The 26,004-nt window shown below is 66.3% G+C and carries 23 protein-coding genes; 9 read left to right on the forward strand and 14 right to left on the reverse strand.

Annotation, left to right across the window (positions count from 1 at the left end; translation table 11 throughout):
- Positions 1–17: 17 nt before the first annotated feature.
- Complete coding sequence (locus tag IB261_RS28920; RefSeq protein ID WP_192383609.1) at positions 18–1,508, forward strand: YifB family Mg chelatase-like AAA ATPase; 1,491 nt, start codon at positions 18–20, stop codon at positions 1,506–1,508.
- On the opposite strand, the gene IB261_RS28925 is transcribed toward IB261_RS28920, so the two are convergent.
- The gene (locus tag IB261_RS28925; protein WP_081515183.1) at positions 1,505–1,993 is read right to left on the reverse strand and encodes a RidA family protein; all 489 of its coding nucleotides are present in this window, start codon (positions 1,991–1,993) and stop codon (positions 1,505–1,507) included. The two genes, IB261_RS28920 and IB261_RS28925, sit on opposite strands and share 4 nt — an antisense overlap.
- Positions 1,994–2,021: 28 nt before the next feature.
- Positions 2,022–2,252: a DUF1127 domain-containing protein gene (locus IB261_RS28930; RefSeq protein WP_081515182.1), complete on the reverse strand. Its 231-nt coding sequence runs from the start codon at positions 2,250–2,252 to the stop codon at positions 2,022–2,024.
- A 185-nt stretch (positions 2,253–2,437) separates the two neighbouring features.
- On the opposite strand from IB261_RS28930, the gene IB261_RS28935 reads away from it, so the two are divergent.
- A complete protein-coding gene (locus tag IB261_RS28935; protein WP_192383608.1) occupies positions 2,438–3,886 on the forward strand; it encodes an aminotransferase-like domain-containing protein in 1,449 nt (482 codons plus the stop codon).
- A gap of 82 nt (positions 3,887–3,968) precedes the next feature.
- Positions 3,969–4,772 carry a TlpA disulfide reductase family protein gene (locus tag IB261_RS28940; protein WP_081515180.1) on the forward strand — a complete coding sequence of 268 codons (804 nt, stop codon included), beginning with the start codon at positions 3,969–3,971 and terminating at the stop codon, positions 4,770–4,772.
- A gap of 13 nt (positions 4,773–4,785) precedes the next feature.
- On the opposite strand, the gene IB261_RS28945 is transcribed toward IB261_RS28940, so the two are convergent.
- Both IB261_RS28945 and IB261_RS28950 read right to left on the reverse strand, forming a co-directional pair.
- Positions 4,786–6,762: a methyl-accepting chemotaxis protein gene (locus IB261_RS28945; protein ID WP_192383607.1), complete on the reverse strand. Its 1,977-nt coding sequence runs from the start codon at positions 6,760–6,762 to the stop codon at positions 4,786–4,788.
- Positions 6,763–7,188: 426 nt separating this feature from the next.
- Positions 7,189–7,665: a BRO-N domain-containing protein gene (locus tag IB261_RS28950; RefSeq protein WP_192383606.1), complete on the reverse strand. Its 477-nt coding sequence runs from the start codon at positions 7,663–7,665 to the stop codon at positions 7,189–7,191.
- A 605-nt stretch (positions 7,666–8,270) separates the two neighbouring features.
- Here IB261_RS28950 and IB261_RS28955 point away from each other — a divergent pair.
- Positions 8,271–8,756 carry a fimbrial protein gene (locus IB261_RS28955; RefSeq protein WP_192383605.1) on the forward strand — a complete coding sequence of 162 codons (486 nt, stop codon included), beginning with the start codon at positions 8,271–8,273 and terminating at the stop codon, positions 8,754–8,756.
- A 59-nt stretch (positions 8,757–8,815) separates the two neighbouring features.
- On the opposite strand, the gene IB261_RS28960 is transcribed toward IB261_RS28955, so the two are convergent.
- Together IB261_RS28960 and IB261_RS28965 are read right to left on the reverse strand one after the other, a co-directional pair.
- Positions 8,816–9,868, reverse strand: a complete 1,053-nt coding sequence (locus IB261_RS28960) for a haloacid dehalogenase-like hydrolase (RefSeq protein WP_412548094.1) — start codon at positions 9,866–9,868, stop codon at positions 8,816–8,818.
- Positions 9,869–10,052: 184 nt separating this feature from the next.
- Complete coding sequence (locus IB261_RS28965) at positions 10,053–10,961, reverse strand: AraC family transcriptional regulator (protein ID WP_081515176.1); 909 nt, start codon at positions 10,959–10,961, stop codon at positions 10,053–10,055.
- A gap of 229 nt (positions 10,962–11,190) precedes the next feature.
- On the opposite strand from IB261_RS28965, the gene rclC reads away from it, so the two are divergent.
- Positions 11,191–11,763 (forward strand): reactive chlorine resistance membrane protein RclC, encoded by a 573-nt coding sequence (gene rclC / locus IB261_RS28970; protein ID WP_081515175.1) that lies wholly within the window; start codon positions 11,191–11,193, stop codon positions 11,761–11,763.
- 26 nt (positions 11,764–11,789) lie between these two features.
- Positions 11,790–12,008 (forward strand): DUF2790 domain-containing protein, encoded by a 219-nt coding sequence (locus IB261_RS28975; RefSeq protein WP_081515174.1) that lies wholly within the window; start codon positions 11,790–11,792, stop codon positions 12,006–12,008.
- Between the two features lie 18 nt (positions 12,009–12,026).
- Here IB261_RS28975 and IB261_RS28980 read toward each other — a convergent pair whose 3' ends face one another.
- Positions 12,027–12,947 (reverse strand): LysR substrate-binding domain-containing protein, encoded by a 921-nt coding sequence (locus tag IB261_RS28980; protein WP_192383604.1) that lies wholly within the window; start codon positions 12,945–12,947, stop codon positions 12,027–12,029.
- Positions 12,948–13,086: 139 nt separating this feature from the next.
- On the opposite strand from IB261_RS28980, the gene IB261_RS28985 reads away from it, so the two are divergent.
- Complete coding sequence (locus IB261_RS28985; protein ID WP_192383603.1) at positions 13,087–14,481, forward strand: NorM family multidrug efflux MATE transporter; 1,395 nt, start codon at positions 13,087–13,089, stop codon at positions 14,479–14,481.
- Here IB261_RS28985 and IB261_RS28990 read toward each other — a convergent pair.
- Positions 14,478–16,154, reverse strand: a complete 1,677-nt coding sequence (locus tag IB261_RS28990) for a putative bifunctional diguanylate cyclase/phosphodiesterase (protein WP_151188718.1) — start codon at positions 16,152–16,154, stop codon at positions 14,478–14,480. The genes IB261_RS28985 and IB261_RS28990 overlap by 4 nt on opposite strands.
- A 294-nt stretch (positions 16,155–16,448) precedes the next feature.
- Between IB261_RS28990 and rep the strand changes: the two genes are divergently transcribed.
- Both rep and IB261_RS29000 read left to right on the forward strand, forming a co-directional pair.
- The gene (gene rep / locus IB261_RS28995) at positions 16,449–18,458 is read left to right on the forward strand and encodes a DNA helicase Rep (protein ID WP_081515170.1); all 2,010 of its coding nucleotides are present in this window, start codon (positions 16,449–16,451) and stop codon (positions 18,456–18,458) included.
- A gap of 196 nt (positions 18,459–18,654) precedes the next feature.
- Complete coding sequence (locus IB261_RS29000) at positions 18,655–19,230, forward strand: xanthine phosphoribosyltransferase (RefSeq protein WP_081515169.1); 576 nt, start codon at positions 18,655–18,657, stop codon at positions 19,228–19,230.
- 282 nt (positions 19,231–19,512) lie between these two features.
- On the opposite strand, the gene IB261_RS29005 is transcribed toward IB261_RS29000, so the two are convergent.
- The 6 genes from IB261_RS29005 to dadA form a co-directional block, all read right to left on the reverse strand.
- The gene (locus IB261_RS29005) at positions 19,513–21,354 is read right to left on the reverse strand and encodes an acetyl-CoA hydrolase/transferase C-terminal domain-containing protein (RefSeq protein ID WP_318653092.1); all 1,842 of its coding nucleotides are present in this window, start codon (positions 21,352–21,354) and stop codon (positions 19,513–19,515) included.
- A 197-nt stretch (positions 21,355–21,551) separates the two neighbouring features.
- Positions 21,552–21,980 (reverse strand): c-type cytochrome, encoded by a 429-nt coding sequence (locus IB261_RS29010; RefSeq protein WP_081515168.1) that lies wholly within the window; start codon positions 21,978–21,980, stop codon positions 21,552–21,554.
- 172 nt (positions 21,981–22,152) lie between these two features.
- Positions 22,153–22,701: a cupin domain-containing protein gene (locus tag IB261_RS29015; RefSeq protein ID WP_024762080.1), complete on the reverse strand. Its 549-nt coding sequence runs from the start codon at positions 22,699–22,701 to the stop codon at positions 22,153–22,155.
- 163 nt (positions 22,702–22,864) lie between these two features.
- Complete coding sequence (gene alr, locus IB261_RS29020) at positions 22,865–23,944, reverse strand: alanine racemase (protein WP_192383602.1); 1,080 nt, start codon at positions 23,942–23,944, stop codon at positions 22,865–22,867.
- Between the two features lie 80 nt (positions 23,945–24,024).
- The gene (locus IB261_RS29025; protein ID WP_192383601.1) at positions 24,025–24,378 is read right to left on the reverse strand and encodes a RidA family protein; all 354 of its coding nucleotides are present in this window, start codon (positions 24,376–24,378) and stop codon (positions 24,025–24,027) included.
- The gene (gene dadA, locus IB261_RS29030) at positions 24,353–25,648 is read right to left on the reverse strand and encodes a D-amino acid dehydrogenase (protein ID WP_045217668.1); all 1,296 of its coding nucleotides are present in this window, start codon (positions 25,646–25,648) and stop codon (positions 24,353–24,355) included. The genes IB261_RS29025 and dadA overlap by 26 nt, the downstream gene beginning before the upstream one ends.
- Positions 25,649–26,004 lie beyond the last annotated feature (356 nt).

A 26,004-nucleotide genomic window follows, 5' to 3' on the forward strand; every position in this document is an offset into this window, starting at 1 on the left:
GCGATCAGGAGTGATCCATGTCCCTCGCCATCGTCCATAGCCGCGCCCAGGTCGGCGTGGAAGCGCCCGGCGTCACCGTCGAGGCGCATCTCGCCAACGGCCTGCCTTCACTGACCCTGGTCGGCCTGCCCGAAGGCGCCGTGAAGGAGAGCAAGGACCGCGTGCGCAGCGCCCTGCTCAACTCGGGCTTCGACTTCCCCAACCGCCGCATCACCCTGAATCTCGCCCCGGCCGACCTGCCCAAGGACGGCGGGCGCTTCGACCTGGCCATCGCCCTGGGCATACTCGCCGCCAGCGGCCAGTTGGCCGATGCCGCCGGGCTGGATGGGCTCGAATGCCTGGGCGAACTGGCGCTCTCCGGTACGCTGCGGCCGGTCCCCGGTGTACTGCCCGCCGCGCTGGCAGCCCGTGCTGCCGGACGCGCGCTGGTGGTGCCGAAGGAGAACGCCGAGGAAGCCAGCCTCGCCAGCGGCCTGACCGTCTACGCCGTCGGCCACCTGCTGGAGCTGGCCGCGCACTTCAGCGGCCAGGAACGCCTGCGCCCCTACGAGGCCAACGGCCTGATGCGGGTGACACCGCCCTACCCCGATCTCTCGGAAGTGCAGGGCCAGGCCGCCGCCAAGCGTGCGCTGCTGGTGGCCGCCGCCGGCGCCCACAACCTGCTGTTCAGCGGGCCGCCCGGCACTGGCAAGACACTGCTCGCCAGCCGCCTGCCCGGCCTGATGCCGCCGCTGGATGAAGACGAGGCGCTACAGGTGGCGGCGATCCATTCCGTGGCCGGGCGCGGGCCGCTGACCCACTGGCCGCAGCGGCCTTTCCGCCAGCCGCACCACACCGCCTCAGCGCCAGCACTGGTCGGCGGTGGCAGTCGTCCGCAGCCGGGGGAAATCACCCTGGCCCACGAAGGCGTGCTGTTCCTCGACGAGCTGCCGGAATTCGATCGCAAGGTCCTGGAAGTGCTGCGCGAGCCGCTGGAAGGCGGCGAGATCGTCATTGCCCGCGCCAATGGCCGCGTGCGCTTCCCGGCGCGCTTCCAGCTGGTGGCGGCGATGAACCCCTGCCCCTGTGGCTATCTGGGCGACCCCAGCGGCCGTTGCCGTTGCTCGCCGGAACAGATCCAGCGCTACCGGGCCAAGCTCTCCGGGCCGCTGCTGGACCGCATCGACCTGCACCTCACCGTCAGCCGGGAAAGCACCAGCCTCGCACCCAGCGGGCCGAGCACCAGCAGCGCCGAGCTGGCTGTGCAGGTCGCCGCCGCGCGCCAGCGCCAGCTTACCCGGCAGGGTTGCGCCAACGCCTTTCTGACCCTGAAGAAGATGCACCAATATTGTGCATTGAGCCCGGAAGACCAGGCCTGGCTGGAGAAGGCCGGCGAGCGCCTGAACCTGTCACTGCGCGCCCTGCACCGGATTCTCAAGGTCGCCCGCACCCTCGCCGACCTGCAGCAGGCAGACGACATTGCCCGCCCGCACCTCGCCGAGGCGCTGCAGTACCGCGCGGGGCACTAGCCCGGCAGGTCGTGCGCGACGGCGAGCAGATTCAGCTCGACCGTGGCGTTCTTCGGCAACTGATAGACGCCAACCGAAGTGCGCGTGTGCACACCGGCCGCCCCCAGCACCTCGTACAGCACCGCCGATGCGCCGTCGGCCACCTCGCTCAGTTGGGTAAAGTGCTCTGCCGACTGTACGAACACGTTGAGCTGCAACACTCTGCGCACCCGGTCGAGATCACCCAGCGCCTGCCGCAGCAAGGCCAGCGCGCGCATGACGCAGACCTTGGCAGCCAGTTGGGCATCGGCCATTGAGACTTCACTGCCCGCCCGGCCGATGACGACGATTTCATCACCCACCCGCGGAATCTGCCCACTGACATGCACCTGGTTTCCTTCGATGAGGAAAGGCACGTAGTTGCCGCCGATCTTCATTTCACCGCTGAAGTCGTAGCCGAGTTCGGCGGCGATCCTTTCAAACGCAGCAGCGCGCGTCTCGCTCATAAGCACTCCCTGATGGGTCAGTTTCCGGTCAGCAGCGCCAGAACGGCCGCATCGCTTCGATCACCGCCTGCTCGCGGGTGACGCCGATATCCTTCAGCTGCGCATCGGACAGCTCCAGCAGCTGCTTGCGGGTACGCACGCGGCGCCAGAACTGCTGCCAGCGGCTTTCCTGCGGGGCGCGCGGAGCTTCGCGCACGCCGGGGATCTCCAGCAGTTCCTGTTGGTAAAGGGTCAGCCGCACATCGCTCAGGCCGCTCATGTCGTCACTCCTCCAGTCGAGCTCTTTCGAACGTGGGACTAGCGTGACGAATCGGCGGAAATCATTACAGATTCAACGCGGTTAAGTTTTTTCCATACAGACTCGAGCGAAATCCTTCTGAATGGCGTATTTTTTCCCGATCTGTACTGCATTCCGCCGAGTCTGTCCGGCACGGGAGATCTGTCATGAAACGCTACGCGCAGCTGGCCGCCACCCTCGGCGACCGCATCGAGCAGGGCCTGTACCGTCCCGGCGACCGCCTGCCCTCGGTGCGCGCGCTGAGCGAGGAGCACGGCGTCAGCATCAGCACCGTGCAGCAGGCCTACCGTGTGCTGGAGGACTCCGGGCTGGTCGAGCCCAGGCCGAAGTCCGGCTACTTCGTACCCGAGCGCCGCGAGTTGCCACCGATGCCGGCCATGACCCGCCCGGCGCAACGGCCGGTAGACGTGTCGCAGTGGGACCAGGTGCTGGAACAGGTACGCCGCGCGCCCGGCGGCGATTTCGTTCAGCTCGGGCGCGGCACGCCGGACATTGCCAGCCCCTCGCTCAAGCCGCTGCAGCGGGCGATGGTGCACGCCGCACGCCGCACCGACCTGCAGAGCCTCGGCTACGAAGGCATCCAGGGCTCGCTGCCGCTGCGCGAGCAGATCGCCCGGCTGATGCTGGATTCCGGCTGCCAGGTGCCGCCCAGCGAGATCGTCATCACCACCGGCTGCCAGGAGGCGCTGGCCATCACCCTGCGCGCCATCTGCGAGCCGGGCGACATCATCGCCATCGATTCACCCAGCTTCCACGGCGCCATGCAGGCGCTCAAGGCCTATGGCCTGAAGGCGCTGGAAATCCCCACCGACCCCACCAACGGCATCAGCCTGGAGGCGCTGGAACTGGCCATGGAACAGTGGCCGGTGAAGCTCATCCTGCTCACCCCCAACTGCAACAACCCGCTGGGCTACATCATGCCCGACGCGCGCAAGCGCGCTTTGCTCACGCTCGCGGCACGCTATGACGTGCCAATCCTCGAGGACGATGTCTACGGCGAGCTGGCCTACGCCTATCCGCGCCCCCGCAGCATCAAGTCCTTCGACACCGACGACCGCGTATTGCTGGCCAGTTCCTTCTCCAAGACCGTGGCGCCCGGCCTGCGCACCGGCTGGGTGGTGCCGGGGCGCTACCTGGACCGCATCCTCCACTTCAAGTACATCGCCAGCGGCACCTGCGCGCCGCAACCGCAGATGGCGCTGGCCGAGTTCGTCGGCGGCGGCCACTACGAGCCGCACATCCGCCGCATGCGCGCGCAGTACCAGCGCCACCGCGACCTGATGACCGAATGGGTCGGCCGCTACTTCCCCGAGGGCGCGCGGGTCACCCGGCCGCGCGGCGGTTTCATGCTCTGGGTCGAGTTCGACCCGCTGTTCGACAGCGTGCGGCTGAACCAGGAGCTGCGCCGCGACAACGTGCAGGTGGCGGCGGGCAACATCTTTTCCGCCTCGGGCAAGTACCGCAACTGCATCCGCATGAACTACTCCAACCGCGACCTGGCGGTGATCGAGGATGCCGTGCGCAAGGTCGGCGCCTGCGCCAAGCGGTTGACCGCCGAGCTGCGCGAGCAACAGGCCGAGCCACTGCCCGCCTGAGGCGAAACATTTATCCACAGCCCGACGCTGCCCCGTGGCAGCGCCCTGCTGTACCTTGGTTTCCTTTTGCCAGGCACCCGCTTTGACCAGTCTCACCCTCGGCCCGCTGGCCCTTCCCCTGCCCCACGTGCTGCTCTACCTCGGCTTCTTCGGCGCCCTGCTGGCCGGCTGGCTGGCCGGGCGCAAGCGCGGCGCCAACCCCGAAGGCGCACTGTTTGCCATGTTCCTCGGTGGCCTGCTGGTGGCGCGGCTGGCCTTTGTCGCGCGCTACTTCGAGCAGTACGCGGCGACGCCGCTGAGCATCGTGGATATCCGCGATGGCGGCTTTCTCGCCCTGCCGGGGGTGATCGCCGCCGCACTGATCGGCGCGCTGCTGGCCTGGAAGCGGACAGAGCTGCGCCGCCCGCTGGCCGTCGCGGCCGTGGTCGGTGTGTGCCTGTGGGGTGGCGGCAAGGCCGTGACCTCGGCGCTGGACCGCAGCCAGCAGATTCCCGAACTCACGGTGATGGACCTGCGCGGTGCCGCCGTGGACCTGCGCGCGCTGGATGGCCGGCCCATGGTGGTGAACCTCTGGGCAACCTGGTGCCCGCCGTGCCGACGCGAGATGCCGGTGCTGGAGGCCGCCCAGCAGCAGCGCAGCGATGTGCGCTTCCTGCTGGTCAACCAGGGCGAGAATGCCGAAGCCGTGCAGCGCTTCCTGCGCGACCAGGGCCTGAGCGAAGCGGCGGTGCTGCTCGACAGCGGCAACCGCCTCGGCCAGGCCACCGGCTCCTACGGCATGCCCACCACGCTGTTCTACGACGCCCAGGGGCGCCTGAAGCACAGCCAGATGGGCGAACTGTCCGCCGCCAGCCTGGAGTACGGGCTGGGCCAGCTCAAGGACTGACCCGCCCGGCGCTTCAGCGGAAGCGCCCGACCTCGTCGCGCAGGCTGGCGGCCAGGCTGTCCAGCTCGCGCACGGTCTGCGCCAGATCGGCCACCACCTGACGCTGTTCGCTGTTGGCCTGGGCGATGCCCTGCAGGTTGCTGCTGAGCAGCGTCGCGGTGCGGCTCTGCTCCTGGGTCGCGGTGGTGATGGCGGCGAACTGCTCGCCGGCCGCGCTGCTCTGCTGGGAGATTTCCGCCAGTGCCGCGGCGACCTTCTCGTTCAATGCCAGCCCGTGCTGCATCAGCTGGCTGCCCTGCTCGATGGTTTCGGTGGCACTGCCGGTGTCCTGCTGGATGGCGCCGATCATCTGCGAGATTTCCGTGGTGGCGGCCTGGGTGCGCGCGGCCAGGCTGCGCACTTCATCGGCGACCACGGCGAAGCCGCGGCCCTGCTCGCCGGCACGGGCGGCCTCGATGGCGGCGTTGAGCGCCAGCAGGTTGGTCTGCTCGGCAATCGAAGTGATCACCCCGACGATGCTGCCGATCTCCTGGGAGCGCGCGCCGAGGCGGTTGACCCGCTCCACGGTCTGCTGCAGCGCGCCGGCAATCTGCGCCAGCGAGGCGGAGGCATCGTCCATGGAATGCAGGCCGATGCGCGTCTGCCTGGTGTTTTCGCTGGCCATGCGTTCGGTGCTGCGCATGTTGTCGGCAATGTCCATCGAGGTGGCGCTGAACTCTTCCACCGCGCCGGCCATGCTGTTGATCTCGCCGGACTGCTGCTCCATGCCGGCATAGGCGCCGCTGGAAAGACCCGACAGCGAACGCGAGCAATGCCCCACTTCCTCCGCCGCGCCGCGCACCCGCGAGACCATGCTGGAGAGTGCCTCGCCCATCTGGTTGAAGCTGCGCGCCAGGTCGCCGATCTCGTCACGGCTGGCAACCGACAGGCGCGCGCCCAGGTCGCCGGCGCCCAGTGCATGGGCCTGGCGCACCAGGTCGCCCAGCGGACGCAGGCGGCGTTGCAGCAGCCAGGTGGTGGCGATCACCGCCAGCAGCATGGCGATCAGGCTGCCCATGGCCAGTTGGCCACCGACGCGCCAGGTCACCGCGCGGATCTCGTCCTTGGGCATGCTCGCGACGACGGTCCAGGGGCCGCCGGCGAAGGGCTGCGCCACGCTGTAGAAATCATCCTGGCCGTCGCTCCAGAAGCGGCCACGGCCGGGGTTGTCGAGCAGGCTGGCGAGGCTGTCGGCGGCGCGCTCGGGATTGCGCGCGCCGGCCGGCGGCACCAGCCAGTGGTGTTGTTCGTCCAGCAGCGCCAGCGAGCCGCCCTGACCGAGGCGGAAGCGGCCGAGGTTGTCGAACTGGCGTTTCTGCGCGTCGGTGTAGTCGAAGCCGACGAACAGCACGGCGATCACCCGCCCGCTGCCGTCGCGCACCGGGGTGTACTGGGTCATGTAGAAACGGTCGAACAGCAGCGCGCGGCCGACGTAGCTCTCGCCACGCATCAGCAGCGGGTAGGCCGGGCTGTTGTGGTCCAGCACGGTGCCCATGGCGCGGCTGCCGTCCTGCTTCATCAGCGAGGTGGTGATGCGCACGAAATCTTCGCCATCGCGCACGAACACGGTGGCGACGCCGGCGGTGAGCTGGCGGAATTCGTCGACCAGGGTGAAGTCGCCATTCAGGCGGGTGTCGCCCAGGTACAGCGCCGGGGCTTGCAGTGCGGCGACCGGCACGCGCTCATCGGTGTGCGCTTGCAGGCCGGCAGCGAAGCGCTTCTCGAACAGGCCGGCGAGGCGCTGGGTGCTCTCGCGCAGGGTGCCGTGGAAGGTTTCCAGCTGGTCCGCCAGCAGGCGCGCTTCGCTGGCGAGGTGCTCTTCGCGGGTAGTCAGGGTAGCGCTGTCTAGCGAGCGCAAGGCAAACAGCGTGCTGCCGCTGATCAACAGGATCAGGAGCACGGCCAGGGCCATCGCCAACTGCAGGGCGATGCGGGATCGGGGCTGGTTCATTTTTCTGCTTCTGCACGCAACGGCGGGCCGTCGCCCGTGGTTCGAGGAGCGGCCTGCTTCGGTTCGAGGGGAGTGCCGGCGTGGTTCGCCGGTCTGCACAGGCTATCGGCGGCGCGTGACAATACTTGAGTCATTCACCCGGATTTGGCTTGGGGCGGGGGCTCCAGTCCGGGCAACGGCGCTCCTGCAGTGTGAATCCGGAGCCAGTCCGCAGGATGGTGTGGAGCGCAGGGCCGTAGGGCGCATATCCCGGGACGGGTTATCCGCCGCAAGCCCCACGGCGGATAACGCTGGCGCGTTATGCGCCCTACAGGAGTGACCGGAGGCACGACGCAGGATGGCGTGGAGCGCAGCGATACCCATCGATCTCCGTGCACCGACAGCATGGGTATCGCTGCGCTCCACCCATCCTACGAAAGCGTCCCCTTACACGCGCAGGTGGTTTTCCATCAGGCCGACGGCGTCGCGCCAGCGCAGCCACAGGCTGCCCTGCCAGTCCATCACCGGCAGCGATTCGCCGAGCAGGAGCTGCATGCGCCGGCGCGGCAGGCGGGCGTCGAGGTTGGAGGCGTCGCGCAGGGCGGGCACCACGTCGTTGGTCAGCCATTGGCGCAGGCTGCGGTTTTCCGGGTGGTGGCAGTAGATCAGCAGCAGGGCGTAGAGGCCACTCTCGCTGACCAGCAGTTCCGGTTCTGCATTGCCGGCAAGGCGCTCGCGGCGGGACTGGTCGTGGTCCAGCCGGCCGATGAGGTGGGCGTCGACGGGGCGGTTGATCAGCTTGCTCAGGTCGCGCACCGCGAACCACGCCTGCTGCTCGATCAGCAGGGCGCGCAATTGCCGGTTGTAGCGGACGAACAGGGTCGGGATCAGGCCGTCATCGGCCGGGGAAATCGAAAGGTTCATGCTGTAGCTCCTTGCTCATTCAAGAAGCCGCCGCCCGAAACTGCCGAAGGAGGGAGGCGGACCGTGCAAGGGTGGAAACCGGACATTAGACAGCGCTAGCCGGTCGGGCCGAAGCCCGCCTCACACGGCCCGCCATGGAGAGCAAAGCGAGTCCGGCACCGAAGAGGTGCCGGACTGCCCCGCCCATGGCGATCACTGTCAATGTTCAGGTTTCCACACCTGGCCACGATGACACTGTGGCAGGGCGGAACGCTAAGCAGTGGGCTCGTAGGACCGCAACGCCAGAGGCCTGTAGGACAACTCTCTATCGAGAGACGCATCTGGCAGAGGATCGATAGGACAGCACCGATCCTCCGAAGGGATCGTCCGCAATGCCCTACACCCTCGCAACCTTCGTCAGAGCATTCCATCGGCAAAGGCTGACGGATGTGAATTGGATTTCACTATCACGCGATCAATCGCACCCCATCAGCCGGCACGCCCGACATCGGAACCGGCGGCAGCGCTATAGCCTGACGGGCGGTGGTCAATACCACGTCAACAGAGCGTGGGCTCGCTGCTTGCGCACGCGCCTCAACGCTCACTCTGATGAAAGGAAGTATCGAATGAAAAAACTGATTGCAGCCCTGGTTCTCCTGCCCATGGCCGCCACGGCCTACGCCTATGACATGGAGGTGAATATCTCCGGCAAGCTCGTGGGCGGCACCTGCTCCTTCACCGGGAACAAGAGCATGGATGTCCTCATGCCCGATACCCCCACCGCCTCGCTGAAGAATGCCGGCAGCACGTCCAACACCGTAGACATGCACCTCCAGCTGCAAGACTGCCCGGCGGTTACGAAGGTCAAATGGGAGCACACCCAGAATGTGGATAGCGAAACGGGCGCCCTGAAAAACACCGCTGACGGCCCGAAAGACGTTTACGTGCAGGTGCTCGATGGAAGTGGCGAGACCATCGACCTGACCAAGGACGAGGGTCGAAATATAAGTGCAACGCAAGGGATGGACTATCAACTGCGTTACTACACCCCAACCGGCATTACGGAAGGCGGTGATTTCGCAACGCAGGCTTATCTGACCATCATCTACTGATCGCCACAGGGCACCGTGAAGAACAGGCCGGCTTGTACCGGCCTGTTTTTTTATGGGGCCTACTGGATCTCTTCCGGGGTGACGATCACCCAGTTCTTGTCGGCGGTGACCGGCTGGCCGAGCTTGGCCTGGGCCGCGGCATTCTTCTTGATCATGCCGTTGAGCTGGTCCATGTACTTGGCCTTGCGGTTGATCCACAGGTGCACGCCGTTCTCGGCGGTGCCGTTGAACAGCATGTAGCCATCGCTGCTGGGGGTATCGCCGCCGACCAGGATGGGCTTCTTCCACTGGTCGATGTAGGTGAGGATCGCCGCCTGCTTGCCGGCCATCCAGGTCGCCGGGGTCCACAGGTAGGGGGTGATCTCCAGGTCCAGGTTGGCCTTGGGATCGTACTTGCCTTCGCTGATCTGCTTGCGCGCGGTGGTCAGGGCGCCGCTCTGGCGGTCCTTGAGCAGGGTGGTGACGCCGATGACGTTCTCGGGCTTCACGTTGTAGCCGTACTTGGGATCGCTGGCGACCATGCGCACCAGTTCCTCGTGGGCGGCGGTCATCACGTAGACCTCGATGCCGTTCTCCATCAGCTTGTTGTACAGCTCGGTCTGGCCGGTGAAGACCTTGGGCGGGTTGATCTCGATGGTCTTGACCACGTCGCCTTCGTAGTAGGTGCTGGGCACCGGCTTGCCGTAGGCCATCAGTTCGTCGACGTAGCCCTTGAGCTCCTTGAGGGTGAAGCCGGAGAACACCTGGGCGACCCAGGGGTAGCAGACCAGGTCGTCGACTTCGCAAAGGCGGTAGTAGTAGCTGTTGAGGCTTTCCTTGTGGCCGTTGACGTCCTTGAAGGGGATCAGCTTGAGCGAGGGGTCGAGCTTCTCGCGGGTCAGCACGCCTTTCATTTCGAGGAAGGGCAGCAGCGATTCCTCGAGGTCGTAGCGGTAGCTGGTGTTGTCCATGTCGAAGACCGCGAAGGCGCCCTTGTTGGCGTTGGCGGCGATCAGGGCGTCGAGCTGCTTGGCGGCCGGCGCCGGCCAGTGTTTCAGTTCGGTGGCGGCGAAAGAGGTGCTGGCGAGGCCGGCCAGGATCAGGCCGGCGAGCAAGGTGCGCATGGGCTTCATGGAATTCCCCCGAGTGGTCTTGTGGGTATGGGGAAGGCCCATGGCGGGCCTTCACTGGACTAGTCCAGCAATGACCCTAGCAAAGCGCTGTTTCAGCTCTGCGACGGCAGCGACGTGAACCGTCGCGAAGGCGGCAGGACATGTCCATACGCGCCATGCGGCTTGGCTGGCGACGACGACTGGTCTAGTTCACCGCGCGACGCAGGCGACCGGGGGCGTCGCCGTAGGTTTCCTTGAACTTCTTGGTGAAGGACGCCTGGGACTGGTAGCCGACCTGGGCGGCGATGTCGCTGAGGCTCAGCTGCGAGCTGCTCAACAGGCGGTAGGCCAGTTCCATGCGCACTTTCGTCAGCAGCGCCCAGGGCGACAGCCCGGCCACCTGGGTGAACAGGCGCATGAAGGTGGCGCGGGACATGCTGGCGCGCTCGGCCAGCGCCTCGATGGTCCACTCGTGGGCGGGGTCGTCGAGCATTGCCTGCCAGGCGCGGCTCAGGCGCTTGTCGGCGAGCAGCGCCAGGGTGCCGCTGGTGGGGACGTACTCCTGCAGGTAGACGCGCAGGATCAGGGTGAAGAGGGCCGAGGACAGCGCGTCGACCAGGAAGCGCGCGCCCGCCTGATTGCCGTCCGCCTCGCCACGCAGCAGGCCGACCAGCGCGGCCAGTTGCTCGCTCAGCCCCAGCTCCTGGCTGGAGATGTTGAGGAACGCCGGCAGCGCGCCGATCAGCAGCGAGTCGCGCTGGTAGTGGAAACTGCCGCAGAGGATATCCAGTGCCTCGCCTTCGCTGCCGATGCGGTGTACCGGCAGCAGGCCGTCCTGGCTGACCTGGGCGGGCACCGGGCTGACCTTCGGCCCCTGGCTGCGCAGCAGGTGCGCGCCACCGCGGGGGAAGACCAGGATGTCGCCGGCTTTAAGCTGAAGGACCTGGCCGTCAGGCATTTCTGCCTGGCAACGCCCGGACAACAGGATGTGGTACTGCGCCACGCCGCCCGGTGCCTGTTCATGGTCGAGCGCCCAGTCGCCCTGGAGTTGGCAGCGCAGGTCGAGGCTGCCGCGCAGGCCGGCGAGCTGGATCAGGCGGTCGATGGAGTTCATGGCGTTCCACACGCAGGAAAGGGCCTACAGATTACGCGCGGGATCAGCCAAGTAAACGCGGCTACCCCCTTCTTTCTCGCTTGCGTACTCCCTTGGTGCGGGGCCAGGGGCCGGTGAAAACGCATCCGAGACCCACCGACAAAAACCCGAGCACAACGCGAAAGAAGCGCAGCGGCGCGATTCCGACAATGGGCACTCCTGATTTCAACCGACTCTCAAGGAGTTCCCCATGACCTCTCCCATCACCCAGGGCCTGCAGGCACTCAGCCGCCTCGACCACGTCGGCGCCAACCTGATGCGCGTCGCCATCGCCGTGGTGTTCATCTGGATCGGTGCGCTGAAATTCGTGCCCTACGAAGCCGACAGCATCACGCCCTTCGTCGCCAACAGCCCGTTCATGTCGTTCTTCTACGAGCACCCCGAGGACTACCGCGCGCACCTCACCCACGAGGGCGAGCTGGATGTGCAGAAGCGCGCCTGGCAGACCGCCAACAACACCTACGGATTCTCCAAGGGGCTGGGCGTGGTGGAGCTGAGCATCGCCCTGCTGGTGCTGCTCAACCCGCTGTCACGGCGCCTGGGCCTGCTCGGCGGCTTCCTGTCGTTCGGCACGCCGCTGGTGACGCTGAGCTTCCTGATCACCACGCCCGAGGCCTGGGTGTCGGCGCTGGGTGATGCGCAGCACGGCTTCCCCTACCTGTCCGGCGCGGGCCGGCTGGTGCTCAAGGACACCCTGATGCTCGCCGGCGGCCTGCTGGTGATGGCCGACTCCGCCCGCTCGCTGCTGCACGAACGCGCCTGATTCAACTCTTCTGAAGGAAACATGCCATGAAAGCGCTGATCGCCCTGATCCTCACCACCCTGTTCGTCGCCGCCTGCGGTACCGTGCCGGCCCACGACAGGCCCGACGTGCACCGGGTCATTTCCATCACCGATACCCAGCAGGAATGCGGCATCGTGCCGGTGACCATGGTCTACGAAGACGCCCAGGCCCAGCAGCACGAGTTGCACTACCAGGTGTGGGCCAATGGCTGCAGCGGCGACTGATCCGTCGCGCCGCCGGACTCAGTCGAGCAGCTCCACCGGCGGCAACTGCATGGCCTGCACCTCGGCCTGCAGGAAGTCGCGCAACCGGCGCAGCCGCTCCTGATGCCGACGCGCGCGGGGCCAGACCAGGTAGTAACTCTCGCCGCTGGCCACCGCGGCGGGCCAGGGCAGCGCCAGGCGGCCCTGGTTGGCATCCTCGGCGACCATCACCAGGTCGCCGATGGAAACCCCGTAGCCGCGGGTCGCGGCGACGATACCCAGCTCCAGCGTGTCGAACACCTGCCCGCCCTTGAGTGACACTTTCCCCCCCAGACCCATGCGTTGCAGCCAGCGCCGCCAGTCACGGCGGTCGGGCGTAGGGTGCAGCAGCTCGGCGGCGGCCAGCCGCCCGGCGTCCCAGGGGCCGTCCGCCAGCAGTGCAGGCGCGCCGACAGGAATCAGCCATTCGGGGAACAGCAGGGTGGCCTCCCAGTCCGGCGGGAAGTGCCCGGAACTGAGCAGCACCGCGCAATCGAAGGGCTCATGGACGAAATCCACGCGGTCCACGTCCATCCAGGCACTGGTCAGTTGCACCTCGATATCGCTGTGCTGCATGCGGAACCGGCTCAGCCGCGCCAGCAGCCAGCGCATGGTCAGGGTCGAGGGCGCCTTCAGGCGCAGCACACCTTCTTCAGCGCGCAGGCTGGCGCAGGCGCGCTCCAGAGCATCGAAGCCATCGCGCAGTCCGGGCAGCAGCATCCGCGCCGTTTCGGTCAGCTCCAGCTGGCGGCCGCGGCGCTGGAACAGGCGGCAGGCGAAGTGTTCTTCCAGGGTCTTGATGTGCCGGCTCACCGCGCTCTGGGTGATCGCCAGTTCCTCGGCGGCGCGGGTGAAGGACGCATGCCGGGCGGCCGCCTCGAAGGCGCGCAGGGCGTAAAGGGGCGGCAACTGGCGGTTCATGGTGGGCTCCAAAAGGCGGCATGCATGAGTATGACTCATGTATGGCATCGCATTTATCCTTTTGTGCCCGGCCCCACAGCAGCCGGAGAATGGAAGGCTCCCCATCGATGCGGCAGTTGCCGCTTGCTGAGCCTGACTCATGAAACGCCTGTACCGTGACGAACTTGCCGCCATCCTTCGCCTCGCCGGCCCGCTGATCGCCGCGCAACTGGCCTACGTGGCCATGGTGTTCACCGACACCGTGATGATGGGCAAGCTCGGCCGCGAGGCGCTGGCCGCCGGCGGGCTGGGCGCGTCGACCTATGCGCTGGTGTCGACCTTCTGCGTCGGCGTGGTGGCGGCCACCGGCAACCTGGTGGCGATCCGGCATGGCGCGAAGGACGCGCGCGGCGTGGTGGAAGCGACCCAGGCCGGCCTGTGGATCGGTGGCGCGCTGGCGCTGCTGGCGGGCCTGCTGCTGTGGAACCTCGGGCCGATCCTGATCGCCTTCGGTCAGGCGCCGGAAACGGTCGCGGGCACCATGAGTTTTCTGCACAGCATCGTCTTCGCCCTGCCCGGCTACATGGCTTTCATGGTGCTGCGCGGCTTCACCAGCGCCATCGAACGGCCGGGCCCGGTCATGGCCATCAGCCTGATCGGCGCGCTGGCCAACTTCGCCCTCAACTACGCCTTCATCGAAGGCCTGTTCGGCCTGCCGCGCCTGGGGCTGGCGGGCATCGGCATGGTCACCGCGGTGGTGATGAATGCGCTGCCGGTGATCTTCGCCCTGTACCTGCGCTGGCACCGGGCGTATGCGCCCTACCCGCTGCTGACCGGGCTGTCGAAGCCGGACTTCAAGGTGATCGGCGAATCCCTGCGCCTGGGCATTTCCATCGGCGGCACCTACGCGGTGGAGTCAGGCATGTTCACCGTGGCGACCCTGTGCATGGGCGTGATCGGCAGCACCGCGCTGGCGGCGCACCAGATCGCCATCCAGTCGGTGTACGTGGCCTTCATGGTGCCCATGGGGATTTCCTACGCGGTGACCTTCCGCATCGGCCAGCACTACGGCGCCGGCCGGCTGGTCGAGGCGCGCCGCGCCGGCCGGCTGGGCATCGGCTTCGGCGCCAACTGCATGTTCGCCTTCGCCGCGCTGTTCTGGCTCGCGCCGGAGCTGGTCATCGGCCTGTTCATCGACCACAACGACCCGGCCAACCGCGAGGTGGTGCAGTTGGCCGTCAGCCTGCTGGCCATCGCCGCGTGGTTCGAGCTGTTCGACGGCACCCAGTGCATCGCGATGGGCGCAATCCGTGGCCTGAAGGATGCGCGCACCACCTTCCTCGTCGGGCTGGCGGGCTACTGGCTGGTGGGCGTGCCGATGGCGCTGCTGCTGGCCTTCCCGCTGGGCTGGGGGCCGAGTGGCGTGTGGTGGGGGTTGGCCTCCGGGCTGGCCTGCGCGGCCATCGGGCTGACGCTGGCGTTCGAGGCTAAGACCTCGCGCCTGCTGCGCCCGCACACGGCCAGCGCGGGCCTGGCTGTGCTGGCTGACCGCTAGCTGACCGAGTCCTGCAGGCGCAGCGCGCGGTTGGCGCCGAACACCAGGAACCGCGCCAGCTCCGCGAGCGGCAATGGGCGGCTGATCCAGTAGCCCTGCACCTGGTCGCAGCCGAACTGGCGCAACTCGTCCTGCTGGGCGATGGTCTCGACGCCCTCGGCGACCACTTCCAGGTTCAGGTTGTGCGCCAGGTTGATCATGGCCTTCACCAGTTGCAGGTTTTCCGGGCGCTCGTGCATGTCGCCGACGAAGCTCTTGTCGATCTTCAGCAGGGTGATGGGCAGGCTGCTCAGGTGCACGAAGGACGAGAAGCCGGTGCCGAAATCGTCCAGCGAGAAGCGCACGCCCAGGCGACCGAGGGCCTGCATGGTCTGCTGGACCTGGTCGCTGCGGCGCATCACGGCGGTTTCGGTGAGTTCGAATTCCAGCCACTGGGCGTCGACGCCGCGCTCGCGGATCAGGCGCTCCAGGGTCGGCAGCAACTGGCTGTCCTGGAACTGGCGGAACGACAGGTTCACCGCCATGTGCAGCGGCGGCAGGCCACGCCCGCGCAGCCATTGCATGTCGCGCAGGGCACGGGAGATGACCCAGTAGCCCAGCGGCACGATCAGCCCGCTTTCCTCGGCCAGCGGCACGAAGTCGCCCGGCGTCAGCAGGCCGCGCTCGGGGTGGCGCCAGCGCACCAGCGCTTCGAGGCCGACGATCTGCCCGCTGTGCAGGTCCAGGCGCGGCTGGTAGTGCAGTTCCAGTTCGTCGCGGCGCAACGCCCGGCGCAGTTCGCTTTCCAGGTCGGCCAGGCTGCGCGCGCCGCGGTTGATGCGTTCGTCGAAGACGTGGAAGGTGCAGCCCTGGCGCGACTTGGCCTGCTGCATGGCAATGTGCGCGTGCCACAACAGCGGGTCGGCGGCTTCGCCGGCGCGGGCATGGGCCACACCCAGGCTGCAGCCCAGCAACAGGCTTTCGCCCTCGACCCAGTAGGGTTCGCCCAGGGATTCGACGATCAGCTCGGCAATCTTCTCCACCCGCGCCGGGTCGCGGCGGGTGTCCAGCAGCAGGGCGAACTCGTCGCTACCCAGGCGGGCAATGTCGTCGCCGTTGTCCAGGTGCGCCTTCAGGCGCGCCACCACCTGCAGGATCAGGCGGTCGCCGGCCTGGTGGCCGAGGGCGTCGTTGACGTGGCGGAAGTTGTCCAGGTCCAGGTGGCCCAGCGCCAGGCCGCGACCTTCGCTCTCGCTGAGACGGGCGGCGAGCAGGGTCTGGAAGCCCTGGCGGTTGGCAATGCCGGTCAGCGGGTCCTGTTCGGCCAGGCTCTGCAGGGTGTTCTGCAGCGAGGTGCGCTCACGCACGTAACGCAGGGTGCGGCGCAGGACTTCGACGCTGAGGGATTCGGCCACCAGGTAATCGGCGACGCCGACCGGCTCTTGCGCGGGCTCGCGCTCCAGCAGCAGGACCAGCGGCAGGTGGCATTGGTGGGCGGACGGCAATTTGCCGGGCGTGGCGAGTACCAGGCCGACCTGATCTTCGTCGAACAGGCTGCTGGCGGCCTGCCAGGACGGGGCCGTGATCAGCGAATAGCCCTGCCCCAACGCGGCCAGATGCCCGCGCAGTAGCTGGGCCCACTGCGGCGCTTCCGCCAGCAGGAGCAGGCGCGTTGGTTCGACCGACGCTGCCAAGCGACCCCCATGTATCTCTAAAAAGGGGAGAAACTCCAGGCACCATCCCTGCGCCCACTTCTCCCGGTTTTGAAGCGACGCCATCCGGACATCCCACGGATGTAGACGAAACTTCAGAGAAACTCTTAAGAGTTTTCTTCAAGTAATGCTGTCACAAGCCTAATACATGTACAGATTTATCCAAAACACATAAGTACGATCGTGTCACAGATCGCCGCTATTCCGAGCGGCACCCCGACGCCCGGCACGGCCTGCTAGAATACGCGCCCGCTCCACTACAGACCCCCGCCTTTCATGTCCCGACTCAATCCCCGGCAGCAAGAGGCCGTGAACTACGTCGGCGGCCCGCTCCTGGTGCTGGCCGGCGCCGGCTCCGGCAAGACCAGCGTGATCACCCGCAAGATCGCCTACCTGGTCCAGCAGTGCGGCATCCGCGCCCAGTACATCGTCGCCGTGACCTTCACCAACAAGGCCGCCCGCGAGATGAAGGAGCGCGTCAGCACCCTGCTGCGCCCCGGCGAGGGCAAGGGCCTGACCGTCTCGACCTTCCACAACCTGGGCCTGAACATCATCCGCAAGGAACATGCGGCCCTGGGCTACAAGCCCGGCTTCTCGATCTTCGACGAGAGCGATGTGAAGGCGCTGATGACCGACATCATGCAGAAGGAATATTCCGGCGATGACGGTCTGGACGAGATCAAGGGCCTGATCGGCAGCTGGAAGAACGACCTGATCCTTCCGCAAGAGGCGCTGGAAAAGGCGCGCAACCCCAAGGAACAGACCGCTGCGATGGTCTACCTGCACTACCAGCGCACGCTCAAGGCGTACAACGCGGTGGACTTCGACGACCTCATCCTGCAGCCGGTAAAGCTGTTCCAGGAGCACCCGGAGATCCTCGACAAGTGGCGCAACCGCGTGCGCTACATGCTGGTGGACGAGTACCAGGACACCAACGCCAGCCAGTACCTGCTGGTGAAGATGCTGGTGCAGCAGCGCGCGCACTTCACCGTGGTGGGCGACGACGACCAGTCGATCTACGCCTGGCGCGGCGCGCGCCCGGAAAACCTGATGCAGCTCAAGGAAGACTTCCCCTCGCTGAAGGTGGTGATGCTGGAGCAGAACTACCGCTCCACCAGCCGCATCCTCAAATGCGCGAACATCCTCATCGCCAACAACCCCCACGTGTTCGAGAAGCAGCTGTGGAGCGAGATGGGCGAAGGCGACCCGATCCGGGTGATCCGTTGCCGCAACGAGGAGTCCGAAGCCGAGCGGGTGGCGATGGAAATCCTCACCATCCACCTGAAGACGCAGCGGCCCTACAGCGAATTCGCCATCCTCTACCGGGGTAACTATCAGGCGAAGCTGATCGAGCTGAAACTTCAGCACCACCAGATTCCCTATCACCTGTCAGGCGGCACCAGCTTCTTCGGACGCCAGGAAGTGAAGGACCTGATGTCCTATTTCCGCCTGCTGGTGAACCCGGACGATGACAACGCCTTCCTCCGGGTAATCAACGTGCCGCGCCGGGAGATCGGCTCCACCACCCTGGAGAAGCTCGGCAACTACGCCACCGAGCGCGGCTGCTCGATGTTCAACGCCTCCGGCGAGCTGGGCCTGTCCGAGCATCTGGACGCCCGCTACATCGAGCGCCTGCAGCGCTTCAAGCGCTTCATCGACAAGGTCCGCGAGCAGTGCGCCGGCAGCGACCCAATCGGTGCGCTGCGCAGCATGGTGATGGACATCGACTACGAGAACTGGCTGCGGCAGAACGCCTCCAGCGACAAGATCGCCGACTTCCGCATGGGCAACGTCTGGTTCCTCATCGAAGCGCTGAAGAACACCCTGGAACGCGACGAAGAAGGCGACATGACCATCGAGCAGGCCATCGCCAAGCTGGTGCTGCGCGACATGCTCGAGCGCCAGCAGGAAGAGGAAGAAGGCGCCGACGGCGTGCAGATGATGACCCTGCACGCCTCCAAGGGCCTGGAATTCCCCTACGTGTTCATTCTCGGCGTGGAAGAGGAAATCCTCCCGCACCGCTCCAGCATCGAGGCTGACACCATCGAGGAAGAGCGGCGCCTGGCCTACGTGGGCATCACCCGGGCGAAAAAGAACCTGGCGATGACCTTCGCCGCCAAGCGCAAGCAGTACGGCGAGATCATCGACTGCTCGCCCAGCCGCTTCCTCGACGAGCTGCCGCCCGAGGACCTGGTCTGGGAAGGCCAGGAAGACGCGCCGCAGGAGGTCAAGGTGGCCAAGGGCAACTCGGCGCTGGCGGATATCCGGGCGATGCTCAAGCGCTGAGCCGCTGCACCTGCAGGAGCGCGCCATGCGCGCGATCGCGGGCGTGGCCCGCTCCTACAGGGGGGTTGCCTCTTCCGCCCATCGAAAAACTGTCCATTCGATCAGCAATTGCATTGGTCGGAACGTCGCGCAGAAGACCAATGGCGTTGTAGAATTACGCGCTTCATCAGCGACAGCCGCTTTCGGAAGCACCCCCGTGAACACTCTCAAAGACAAAATTCGCAGCGAAGGCATCGTTCTTTCCGAACAGGTCCTCAAGGTAGACGCCTTCCTCAACCACCAGATCGACCCGGCGCTGATGAAGTTGATCGGCCACGAGTTCGCCGAACGCTTCAAGAACCAGGGCATCACCAAGATCGTCACCATCGAGGCCTCGGGCATCGCCCCGGCGGTCATGGCCGGCCTCGAGCTGGGCATCCCGGTGATCTTCGCCCGCAAGTTCCAGTCGCTGACGCTGAAGAACGACCTGCTGATCTCCAAGGTCTTCTCCTTCACCAAGCAGACCGAAAGCACCATCGCCATCTCCGCCAAGCACCTGACCGCCGCGGACCACGTGCTGGTGGTGGACGACTTCCTCGCCAACGGCCATGCCGCCAAGGCGCTGATCGACCTGATCCAGCAGGCGGGCGCCAGCGTCGCCGGTCTGGGCATCGTCATCGAGAAGTCCTTCCAGGAAGGCCGCGCCCTGCTGGAAAGCGAAGGCTACCGCGTGGAATCCCTGGCTCGCGTGAAGTCCCTGGCCAATGGTCAGGTCGAGTTCCTCGAGGACTGATCCACCGCGATTCACGAAAAAGGCGGGCGCCGAACAGGGCCCGCCTTTTTTCATACCTGGCAGGAGGGTCCCTCCAAGGTCGCCCTGGCGCTGGGCCCCAGACGTAGGGCGCATAACCTGGAACAGGTTATCCGCCAGTGCCTTCGCGGCGGATAACGCTGGCGCGTTATTCGCCCTACGAAACTGCCCCTTGCGCAGGACTTCCACGCAGGAGCGGATCTTATCCGCGATCCTCCGGCAGGCGGCTGTGCGTCGGGATGGATTCGCGGACAAGGTCCGCCCCTACGACGACTGCTCGGCGCTGGCTTTCAGGCCAGCCAGCACCAGGCGCTGGTACAACTCCTCACGCAAACCCGCCGGCTTCGCCAGCCCCATGCGCTCTAGATGCTCCGGGAAAGCCTCCGGCTCCGGCGCGTCCAGGGTCGCCTTGCCCAGTTCGAGAATCTCGCTCAGGCGCAGTTTGCTCTTCAGCCAGCCCAACGCTCGCAGCAGGTCGCGCTCGTGCTCGGTGAAGTCGCAGCCCAGCGGGAATTCCGGCAATAACTGGCGCAACCCCCGGGTCGCTTCGCGCAGGCGCTCCGGGGTGTTGTTGCGGTAGCGCTCGTCCAGTTCGAAATCCTTCGGCAGCTTGCCGGCTTCCTGGGCCTGGGCGATCAGCTCGTCCTGGAAGCGCGAGTCGGCGATGGCCAGCAGCGCGGCGATCACTTCGGCGTCGTTCCTGCCACGCAGGTCGGCCACGCCGTACTCGGTCACCACCATGTCGCGCAGGTGCCGGGGGATGGTGGTGTGGCCGTAGCTCCAGACAATGTTGGAGCTCAGCTCGCCTTCGGATTCGCGCCAGCTGCGCAGCATCAGGATCGAGCGCCCGCCCTCCAGCTCATGGGCCTGGGCGACGAAGTTGTACTGCCCGCCGACGCCGCTGAGCACGCGGCCGTCCTCCAGTTGGTCGGCCACGCCAGCGCCCAGCAGGGTGACGGTGAAGGCGCTGTTGATGAAACGCGCGTCGCGGCGCTGCTCACGCTTGAGCTCCTCGTCGCGGTAGAGGTTGTTGACGAAGCCGATGCCGGTCATGCCGATTCCGGCCAGTTCCTCGCGAGGCATTTCGCGCAGGCGTCGGTAGAAGGCCTGCGGGCCGAGGAAGAAGCCGCCATGCAGCCAGACGCCCGGTTCGCTGGGCGACGAGCCCGGCCGTGCCGCGACCCGCCGGTTGAGCACGCCTGCCTCGGCCAGCGCCAGCAGGCCGGGAACGAACATTTCGCTGCAGCCATACAGGCCCTGTTCGAACTCGCCGAGGCCGCCGTCGCGCTCGATCAACCCGGCGTGCCGGGCGGTAGAGTCGAGGCCGTCGAGCAGCGCGCGGTAACCGTCATTGTCGCGCTGGCGGGTGAGCAGCGCCGAGGTCAGGGCGTCGCCCATGGAGCCGATGCCGATCTGCAACGTGCCGCCATCGCGCACCAGAGCACTGGCGTGCAGGCCGATGCAATGGTCCTGCAGGCCAACCGGCAGGTTGGGCGTGGAGAACAGCGTGCTGCTGTCGCCCGGCGCATCCACCAGCAGGTCGAAGAAGTCCTCGTCCACCTCGGCGTCGCCGGGCATGTAGGGCAACTGGTCGTGGACCACGCCGAGGGTGACGATGGTTTCGCCGGCCGCGCGGCGACGCTGCAGCATTGGCAGCAGGTCGAGGGTGATGTCCGGGTTGCAGGCCAGGCTGAGCTTGCCCGGTCGCGCCGGGTCGCGGGCCACCAGTTGGGCAACGGCGTTGACGCCCTTGGCGTTGATATCGCGCGCCACGTGGCTGTAGTTGCAGCTGATGTAGTTCTGCTGCGCCGGGGCGCTGTCCAGCAGGCTGCCGGGCTGCAGGTAGAACTCCTCGACGCGGATGTTCTCCGGCAGGCTGCCGCTGCGCAGATCGTGCAGGTAGTCGAGCTCGGGGTAGTCGCCGTAGATGCGCTCGACGAAGGGTTCGAGGAAGCGCCGCTGCAGCTCGCCGCCGGCCTGCGGACGGCCGAGTGACAGCGCGGTATAGAGCGTCAGCTGTCGGCGCGGGTTCTCGCGGATGTGCCGGTACAGCGCGTTGGCCAGCTGGTTGGGCTTGCCCAGCCCGAGCGGCAGGCCGAGGCGGATGTGCCCGTCCAGGCGTTGCAGCAGTTCTTCGACGGCAGTTTCGATCGAGCAGGATTGCACCGGGCATCCCTCCTGGTTCGTTTCAACGACAGGAGTTTGGACCGGCTTTGCGCAGAAGTTGCTCCCGCGACGCACCAGGTGACAAATCGCGGGCATGAAAAAGCCGCCCTTGGGCGGCTTTTCGCACAGGTCGGCTATTACAGGCCGGACATGTGGTGAATCGCAGCTTTCAGCTCGTCATCGGAGCAATCAGCGCAAGTGCCCTTGGGCGGCATGGCGTTGACACCCGAGATGGCCTTGGCCAGCAGGCCGTCGAGGCCGCCCTGCTCTTTCGCACGCTTGCCCCAGTCAGCCTTGTCGCCGACTTTCGGCGCGCCCAGCAGGCCGCTGCCGTGGCAGTTGGTGCAGACCTTGCCGACAATCTCTTCACCCGAACGCGGAGCACCGCCACCACCGGCAGAAGCTACGGCGCCAACGCCTTCGCATTCCTTGCCCTGGACGCAGACTTTGCCGACAGGTTCGAGACGCTTGGCAATGGCGTCATCGTTGGTCGCGGCCTGAACGCTCACTGCCCACAGGGCCAGTACGGCAGCTTGGGCTGCCAGGATTTTTCTAATCAGGTTCACCCTTTCACCCTCATCGTGGCTTATCACGCCCGGTCGCGGTGCAGTCACAGTCTCGGGCCGCGCGAGCGGGCGCAAGTATAACGGCAAAGCCGGGAAGCTCGAAACAATTGCGCCACCTAGCCGGCGTTTGCGGCATTAGGTCGCAGCTGATCTGGCCGGTCCTACCGGCTGTTCAAAAATTTGCCGGTGTGGTCGCGCTGATCAGCCGCGCCGGGGCTTCGAACGGATTGCGGAAGCGGTGCGGCTTGGTGCTGTCGAAATAGTAGCTGTCACCGCATTCGAGGACGAAGGTCTCGTCGCCGACGGTCAGCTCCAGGCGACCTTCGACCAGTACGCCGGTCTCTTCGCCTTCGTGGGCGTACATGTCGTCACCGGTGTCGGAGCCTGGCGGGTAGGTCTCGTCGAGCAGGGTGATGGCGCGGCTGGGGTAGTCCTTGCCGATCAGCTTCATGATGATCGAGCCGCTGGACAGGTCGCTGAGTTCGTCTGCCTTGTAGACCACAGGAGTGTTGCTGCTCTGTTCCAGGTCCAGGGAGAAGAACTCCACGAGGGACATCGGAATACCACCCAGCACTTTCTTCAGCGAGCTGATGGAGGGGCTGACGCTGTTCTTCTCGATCATCGAGATTGTGCTGTTGGTAACACCCGCCCGTTTGGCGAGTTCGCGCTGGGACAAACCTTTGAGCTTACGGATGGCTTGCAGACGAGCACCGACGTCCAAGGGTGGGGTCCTCCTTATTCTTGTGATCAGGCAGGCTCTGAAAGGCAGAACCCGCAACGGCTTGAGCCGAGCGGGTTCCAAGTGCCACGTATCATGGCAACACCGTTCAGTATTTACAACAGATCGCCCGCCGATCCTGCGCAAACTTTACGGGCGGTATCCGTCACTCGCCTGCGTAGACCCGCGGGACGCGCTTGAGGTTGCAGAACAGCTGATAGGGGATGCTGCCGCACAGGGCAGCGAGCTGGCTGGCGGGCACGCTCGGGCCCCAGAGTTCCACGCGGCTGCCCAGGCCTGCGCTGGGCAGGTCGGTCAGGTCCACGGTGAGCATGTCCATGGACACGCGACCGATGATGCGGCTGGGCTTGCCGTCGATGAACACCGGCGTGCCGTCCGGCGCATGGCGCGGATAGCCGTCGGCGTAACCCATGGCGACCACCCCGACGCGTACCGGGCGGTCGGCGATGAAGCGCGCGCCATAGCCCACCGGCTCGCCGGCTGGCAGTTCGCGGATGCTGATGACCTGGGATTCCAGGGTCATTACCGGGCGCAGCTGGTCAGCCAGCGGGTGCGCCTGTTCGAAGGGGGTAGCGCCGTAGAGCATTATGCCGGGGCGCACCCAGTCGCTGGGCACATCGGACCAGCCGAGGATGCCGGGAGAGTTGCGCAGGCTGATCTCGTGGCCCTGGCCTGCGGCTTCGCGCACGGCCTGGAAGGCGGCGACCTGCTCCTCGGTGCGCGCGCAGTCCAGCTCGTCGGCGCGGGAGAAGTGGCTCATCAGCACGACCTTGGCCACGTGCGGCAGCGCCTCCAGGCGCGCCAGCGCGGCGGCGTAGTCCTGCGGGAAGAAGCCGACGCGGTGCATGCCCGAGTCCATCTTCAGCCAGACGGTCAGCGGCTTGCTCGGACGGGCGCGCTCGATGGCTTCCAGCTGCCAGGCCGAGTGGACTACGCACCAGAAGTCATGGGCGTCGATCAGTTCCAGCTCGCTGGCTTCGAAGAAGCCTTCGAGCAGCAGGATCGGCGCGCGGATGCCGGCTTCGCGCAGTTCCAGCGCTTCCTCGATGCAGGCCACGGCGAAGCCATCGGCTTCAGCCTCCAGCGCACGGGCACAGACCACCGCGCCATGGCCATAGGCATCGGCCTTGACCACTGCCAGCGCTCGAGCGCCGGTCACTTCACGGGCCAGGCGGTAGTTGTGGCGCAGGGCGGCGAGGTCGATCAGGGCACGGGCGGGACGCATGGCGAGGCTCTCTTATGGTGTGTGGAGCAGAAACGACGGACGAAAAAAACCCGGCGCTCCGGCCGGGCCACGCAAAACGATCAGGGCAGTGCGGCGACGATGGAGACCTCGACGAGGATCTCCGGGTAGCACAGCGCCGCCTGGACGGTGGCGCGCGCCGGGGCGCAGCCCTGCGGGACCCACTGGTCCCAGACGCCGTTCATGCCGGCGAAGTCGGCGGCGACGTCTTTCAGGTAGATGGTTGCCGAGAGCACCCGCGATTTGTCGGTGCCGGCTTCTTCGAGCAGGCGCTCGACGCTGGCGAGGACTTCGCGGGTCGGTTGCTCGACACCGGCGGAGAGGTCGTCCGCCACCTGGCCGGCGAGGTACACCGTGCCATTGTGGACGACGACCTGGCTCATCCGCTGGTTAGTGTGCAGGCGCAGGATGGCCATCGTGGGCCTCCGAGGCAGAGCCGTAGCGGGAGATGTCCAGGCCTTCGGTGCTGATCTGCGGGCGCTTCTTGGCCATCAGGTCGGCGAGGTAGCGGCCCGAGCCGCAAGCCATGGTCCAGCCCAGGGTGCCGTGGCCGGTGTTGAGGAACAGGTTGCGATAGCGGGTGGCGCCGACGATCGGGGTGCCGTCCGGGGTGGCCGGGCGCAGGCCGGTCCAGAACTCCGCCTGGCTGACGTCGCCGCCTTCCGGGTAGAGGTCGGTGGTGATCATTTCCAGGGTGGCGCGGCGACGCGGGTTCAGCGACAGGTCGAAGCCGGCGATTTCCGCCATGCCGCCGACGCGGATGCGCTGGTCGAAGCGGGTGATCGCAACCTTGTAGGTCTCGTCGAGGATGGTCGAGGTCGGCGCCATGTCCGGGTTGGTGATCGGCACGGTCAGCGAGTAGCCCTTGAGCGGGTAGACCGGGGCGTCGATACCCAGCGGCTTGAGCATCTGCGGCGAGTAGCTGCCCAGCGCCAGCACGTAGCGGTCGGCGGTGACCAGTTGGCCATCGACCCAGACGCCGTTGATGCGGTCGCCGGCGAAGTCCAGGCGCTGGATGTCCTGGCCGAAGCGGAACTCCACGCCCAGGGCCTTGGCCATCTCGGCCAGCTTGGTGGTGAACATCTGGCAGTCGCCGGTCTGGTCGTTGGGCAGGCGCAGGGCGCCGACCAGCTTGTCGGCCACCTTGGCCAGGGCCGGCTCGACGCGGGCGATGCCGGCGCGATCCAGCACTTCATAGGGCACGCCGGTGCTTTCCAGGACGGCGATGTCCTTGGCAGCGGAGTCCAGCTGGGCCTGGGTGCGGAACAGCTGGGTGGTACCCAGGGAGCGGCCTTCGTAGGTGATGCCGGTCTCGGCACGCAGTTCATCGAGGCAGTCGCGGCTGTACTCGGACAGGCGGACCATGCGCTCCTTGTTCACCGCGTAGCTCTTGGCGTTGCAGTTGCGCAGCATCTGCCACATCCAGGTGTACTGGCTGGGGTCGCCGGTCAGCTTGATGGCCAGCGGGGCGTGGGTCTGCATCAGCCATTTCATGGCCTTGAGCGGGATGCCCGGGGCAGCCCAGGGCGAGGCGTAGCCAGGGGACACCTGGCCGGCGTTGGCGAAGCTGGTTTCAAGGGCCGGGCCGGGCTGGCGGTCGACGACGACCACTTCGAAGCCGGCACGGGCGAGATAGTAAGCACTGGCGGTACCGATCACACCGCTGCCAAGCACCAGAACGCGCATCTTTGCCTCCTACGTCGCGCCGAGGGCGCGGACGTTTCTTATTCTGAACGTAGATGCGCGCAGTATAGGAAGTCAGGCTCAGCGATATTCACTGATTGCGATGCGTGTTTTGACGAAAATTCCTGGCAAAAGTCGCTTTCACGGAGGGACATCCACCAGTAATAGCGCTTTTTTACCCGAGACCGGATGGTCGAGTATCTGGCGAAAATTTCACCAGATCCAGAGGAAATAGCGAACGGAAGGGGATCGGCCAGAACTTCTCGCGCCGGCCTCATGGCGGACGGGATTTACCTGCTATCGGGCGGACCGTTCCCGCCTGCCCCGACAAGCGGCGACAGGCAGGGAAATCCCCTTGG

Source organism: Pseudomonas sp. PDM20 (assembly GCF_014852575.3).
In the GTDB taxonomy this organism is placed as follows: Bacteria; Pseudomonadota; Gammaproteobacteria; order Pseudomonadales; family Pseudomonadaceae; genus Pseudomonas.

What these genes read in the sequence shown, in the direction of transcription:
- IB261_RS28925 (WP_081515183.1), bottom strand. Translation starts at nt 1,993, where the DNA reads ATGAGCGAGACGCGCGCTGCTGCGTTTGAAAGGATCGCCGCCGAACTC.
- IB261_RS28945 (WP_192383607.1), bottom strand. Translation starts at nt 6,762, where the DNA reads ATGAACCAGCCCCGATCCCGCATCGCCCTGCAGTTGGCGATGGCCCTG.
- IB261_RS28965 (WP_081515176.1), bottom strand. Translation starts at nt 10,961, where the DNA reads ATGAACTCCATCGACCGCCTGATCCAGCTCGCCGGCCTGCGCGGCAGC.
- IB261_RS28920 (WP_192383609.1), top strand. Translation starts at nt 18, where the DNA reads ATGTCCCTCGCCATCGTCCATAGCCGCGCCCAGGTCGGCGTGGAAGCG.
- IB261_RS28980 (WP_192383604.1), bottom strand. Translation starts at nt 12,947, where the DNA reads ATGAACCGCCAGTTGCCGCCCCTTTACGCCCTGCGCGCCTTCGAGGCG.
- IB261_RS29025 (WP_192383601.1), bottom strand. Translation starts at nt 24,378, where the DNA reads ATGGCCATCCTGCGCCTGCACACTAACCAGCGGATGAGCCAGGTCGTC.
- dadA (WP_045217668.1), bottom strand. Translation starts at nt 25,648, where the DNA reads ATGCGCGTTCTGGTGCTTGGCAGCGGTGTGATCGGTACCGCCAGTGCT.
- IB261_RS28955 (WP_192383605.1), top strand. Translation starts at nt 8,271, where the DNA reads ATGAAAAAACTGATTGCAGCCCTGGTTCTCCTGCCCATGGCCGCCACG.
- IB261_RS28935 (WP_192383608.1), top strand. Translation starts at nt 2,438, where the DNA reads ATGAAACGCTACGCGCAGCTGGCCGCCACCCTCGGCGACCGCATCGAG.
- IB261_RS28985 (WP_192383603.1), top strand. Translation starts at nt 13,087, where the DNA reads ATGAAACGCCTGTACCGTGACGAACTTGCCGCCATCCTTCGCCTCGCC.
- alr (WP_192383602.1), bottom strand. Translation starts at nt 23,944, where the DNA reads ATGCGTCCCGCCCGTGCCCTGATCGACCTCGCCGCCCTGCGCCACAAC.
- IB261_RS28930 (WP_081515182.1), bottom strand. Translation starts at nt 2,252, where the DNA reads ATGAGCGGCCTGAGCGATGTGCGGCTGACCCTTTACCAACAGGAACTG.
- rclC (WP_081515175.1), top strand. Translation starts at nt 11,191, where the DNA reads ATGACCTCTCCCATCACCCAGGGCCTGCAGGCACTCAGCCGCCTCGAC.
- IB261_RS28960 (WP_412548094.1), bottom strand. Translation starts at nt 9,868, where the DNA reads ATGAAGCCCATGCGCACCTTGCTCGCCGGCCTGATCCTGGCCGGCCTC.
- IB261_RS28950 (WP_192383606.1), bottom strand. Translation starts at nt 7,665, where the DNA reads ATGAACCTTTCGATTTCCCCGGCCGATGACGGCCTGATCCCGACCCTG.
- IB261_RS28975 (WP_081515174.1), top strand. Translation starts at nt 11,790, where the DNA reads ATGAAAGCGCTGATCGCCCTGATCCTCACCACCCTGTTCGTCGCCGCC.
- rep (WP_081515170.1), top strand. Translation starts at nt 16,449, where the DNA reads ATGTCCCGACTCAATCCCCGGCAGCAAGAGGCCGTGAACTACGTCGGC.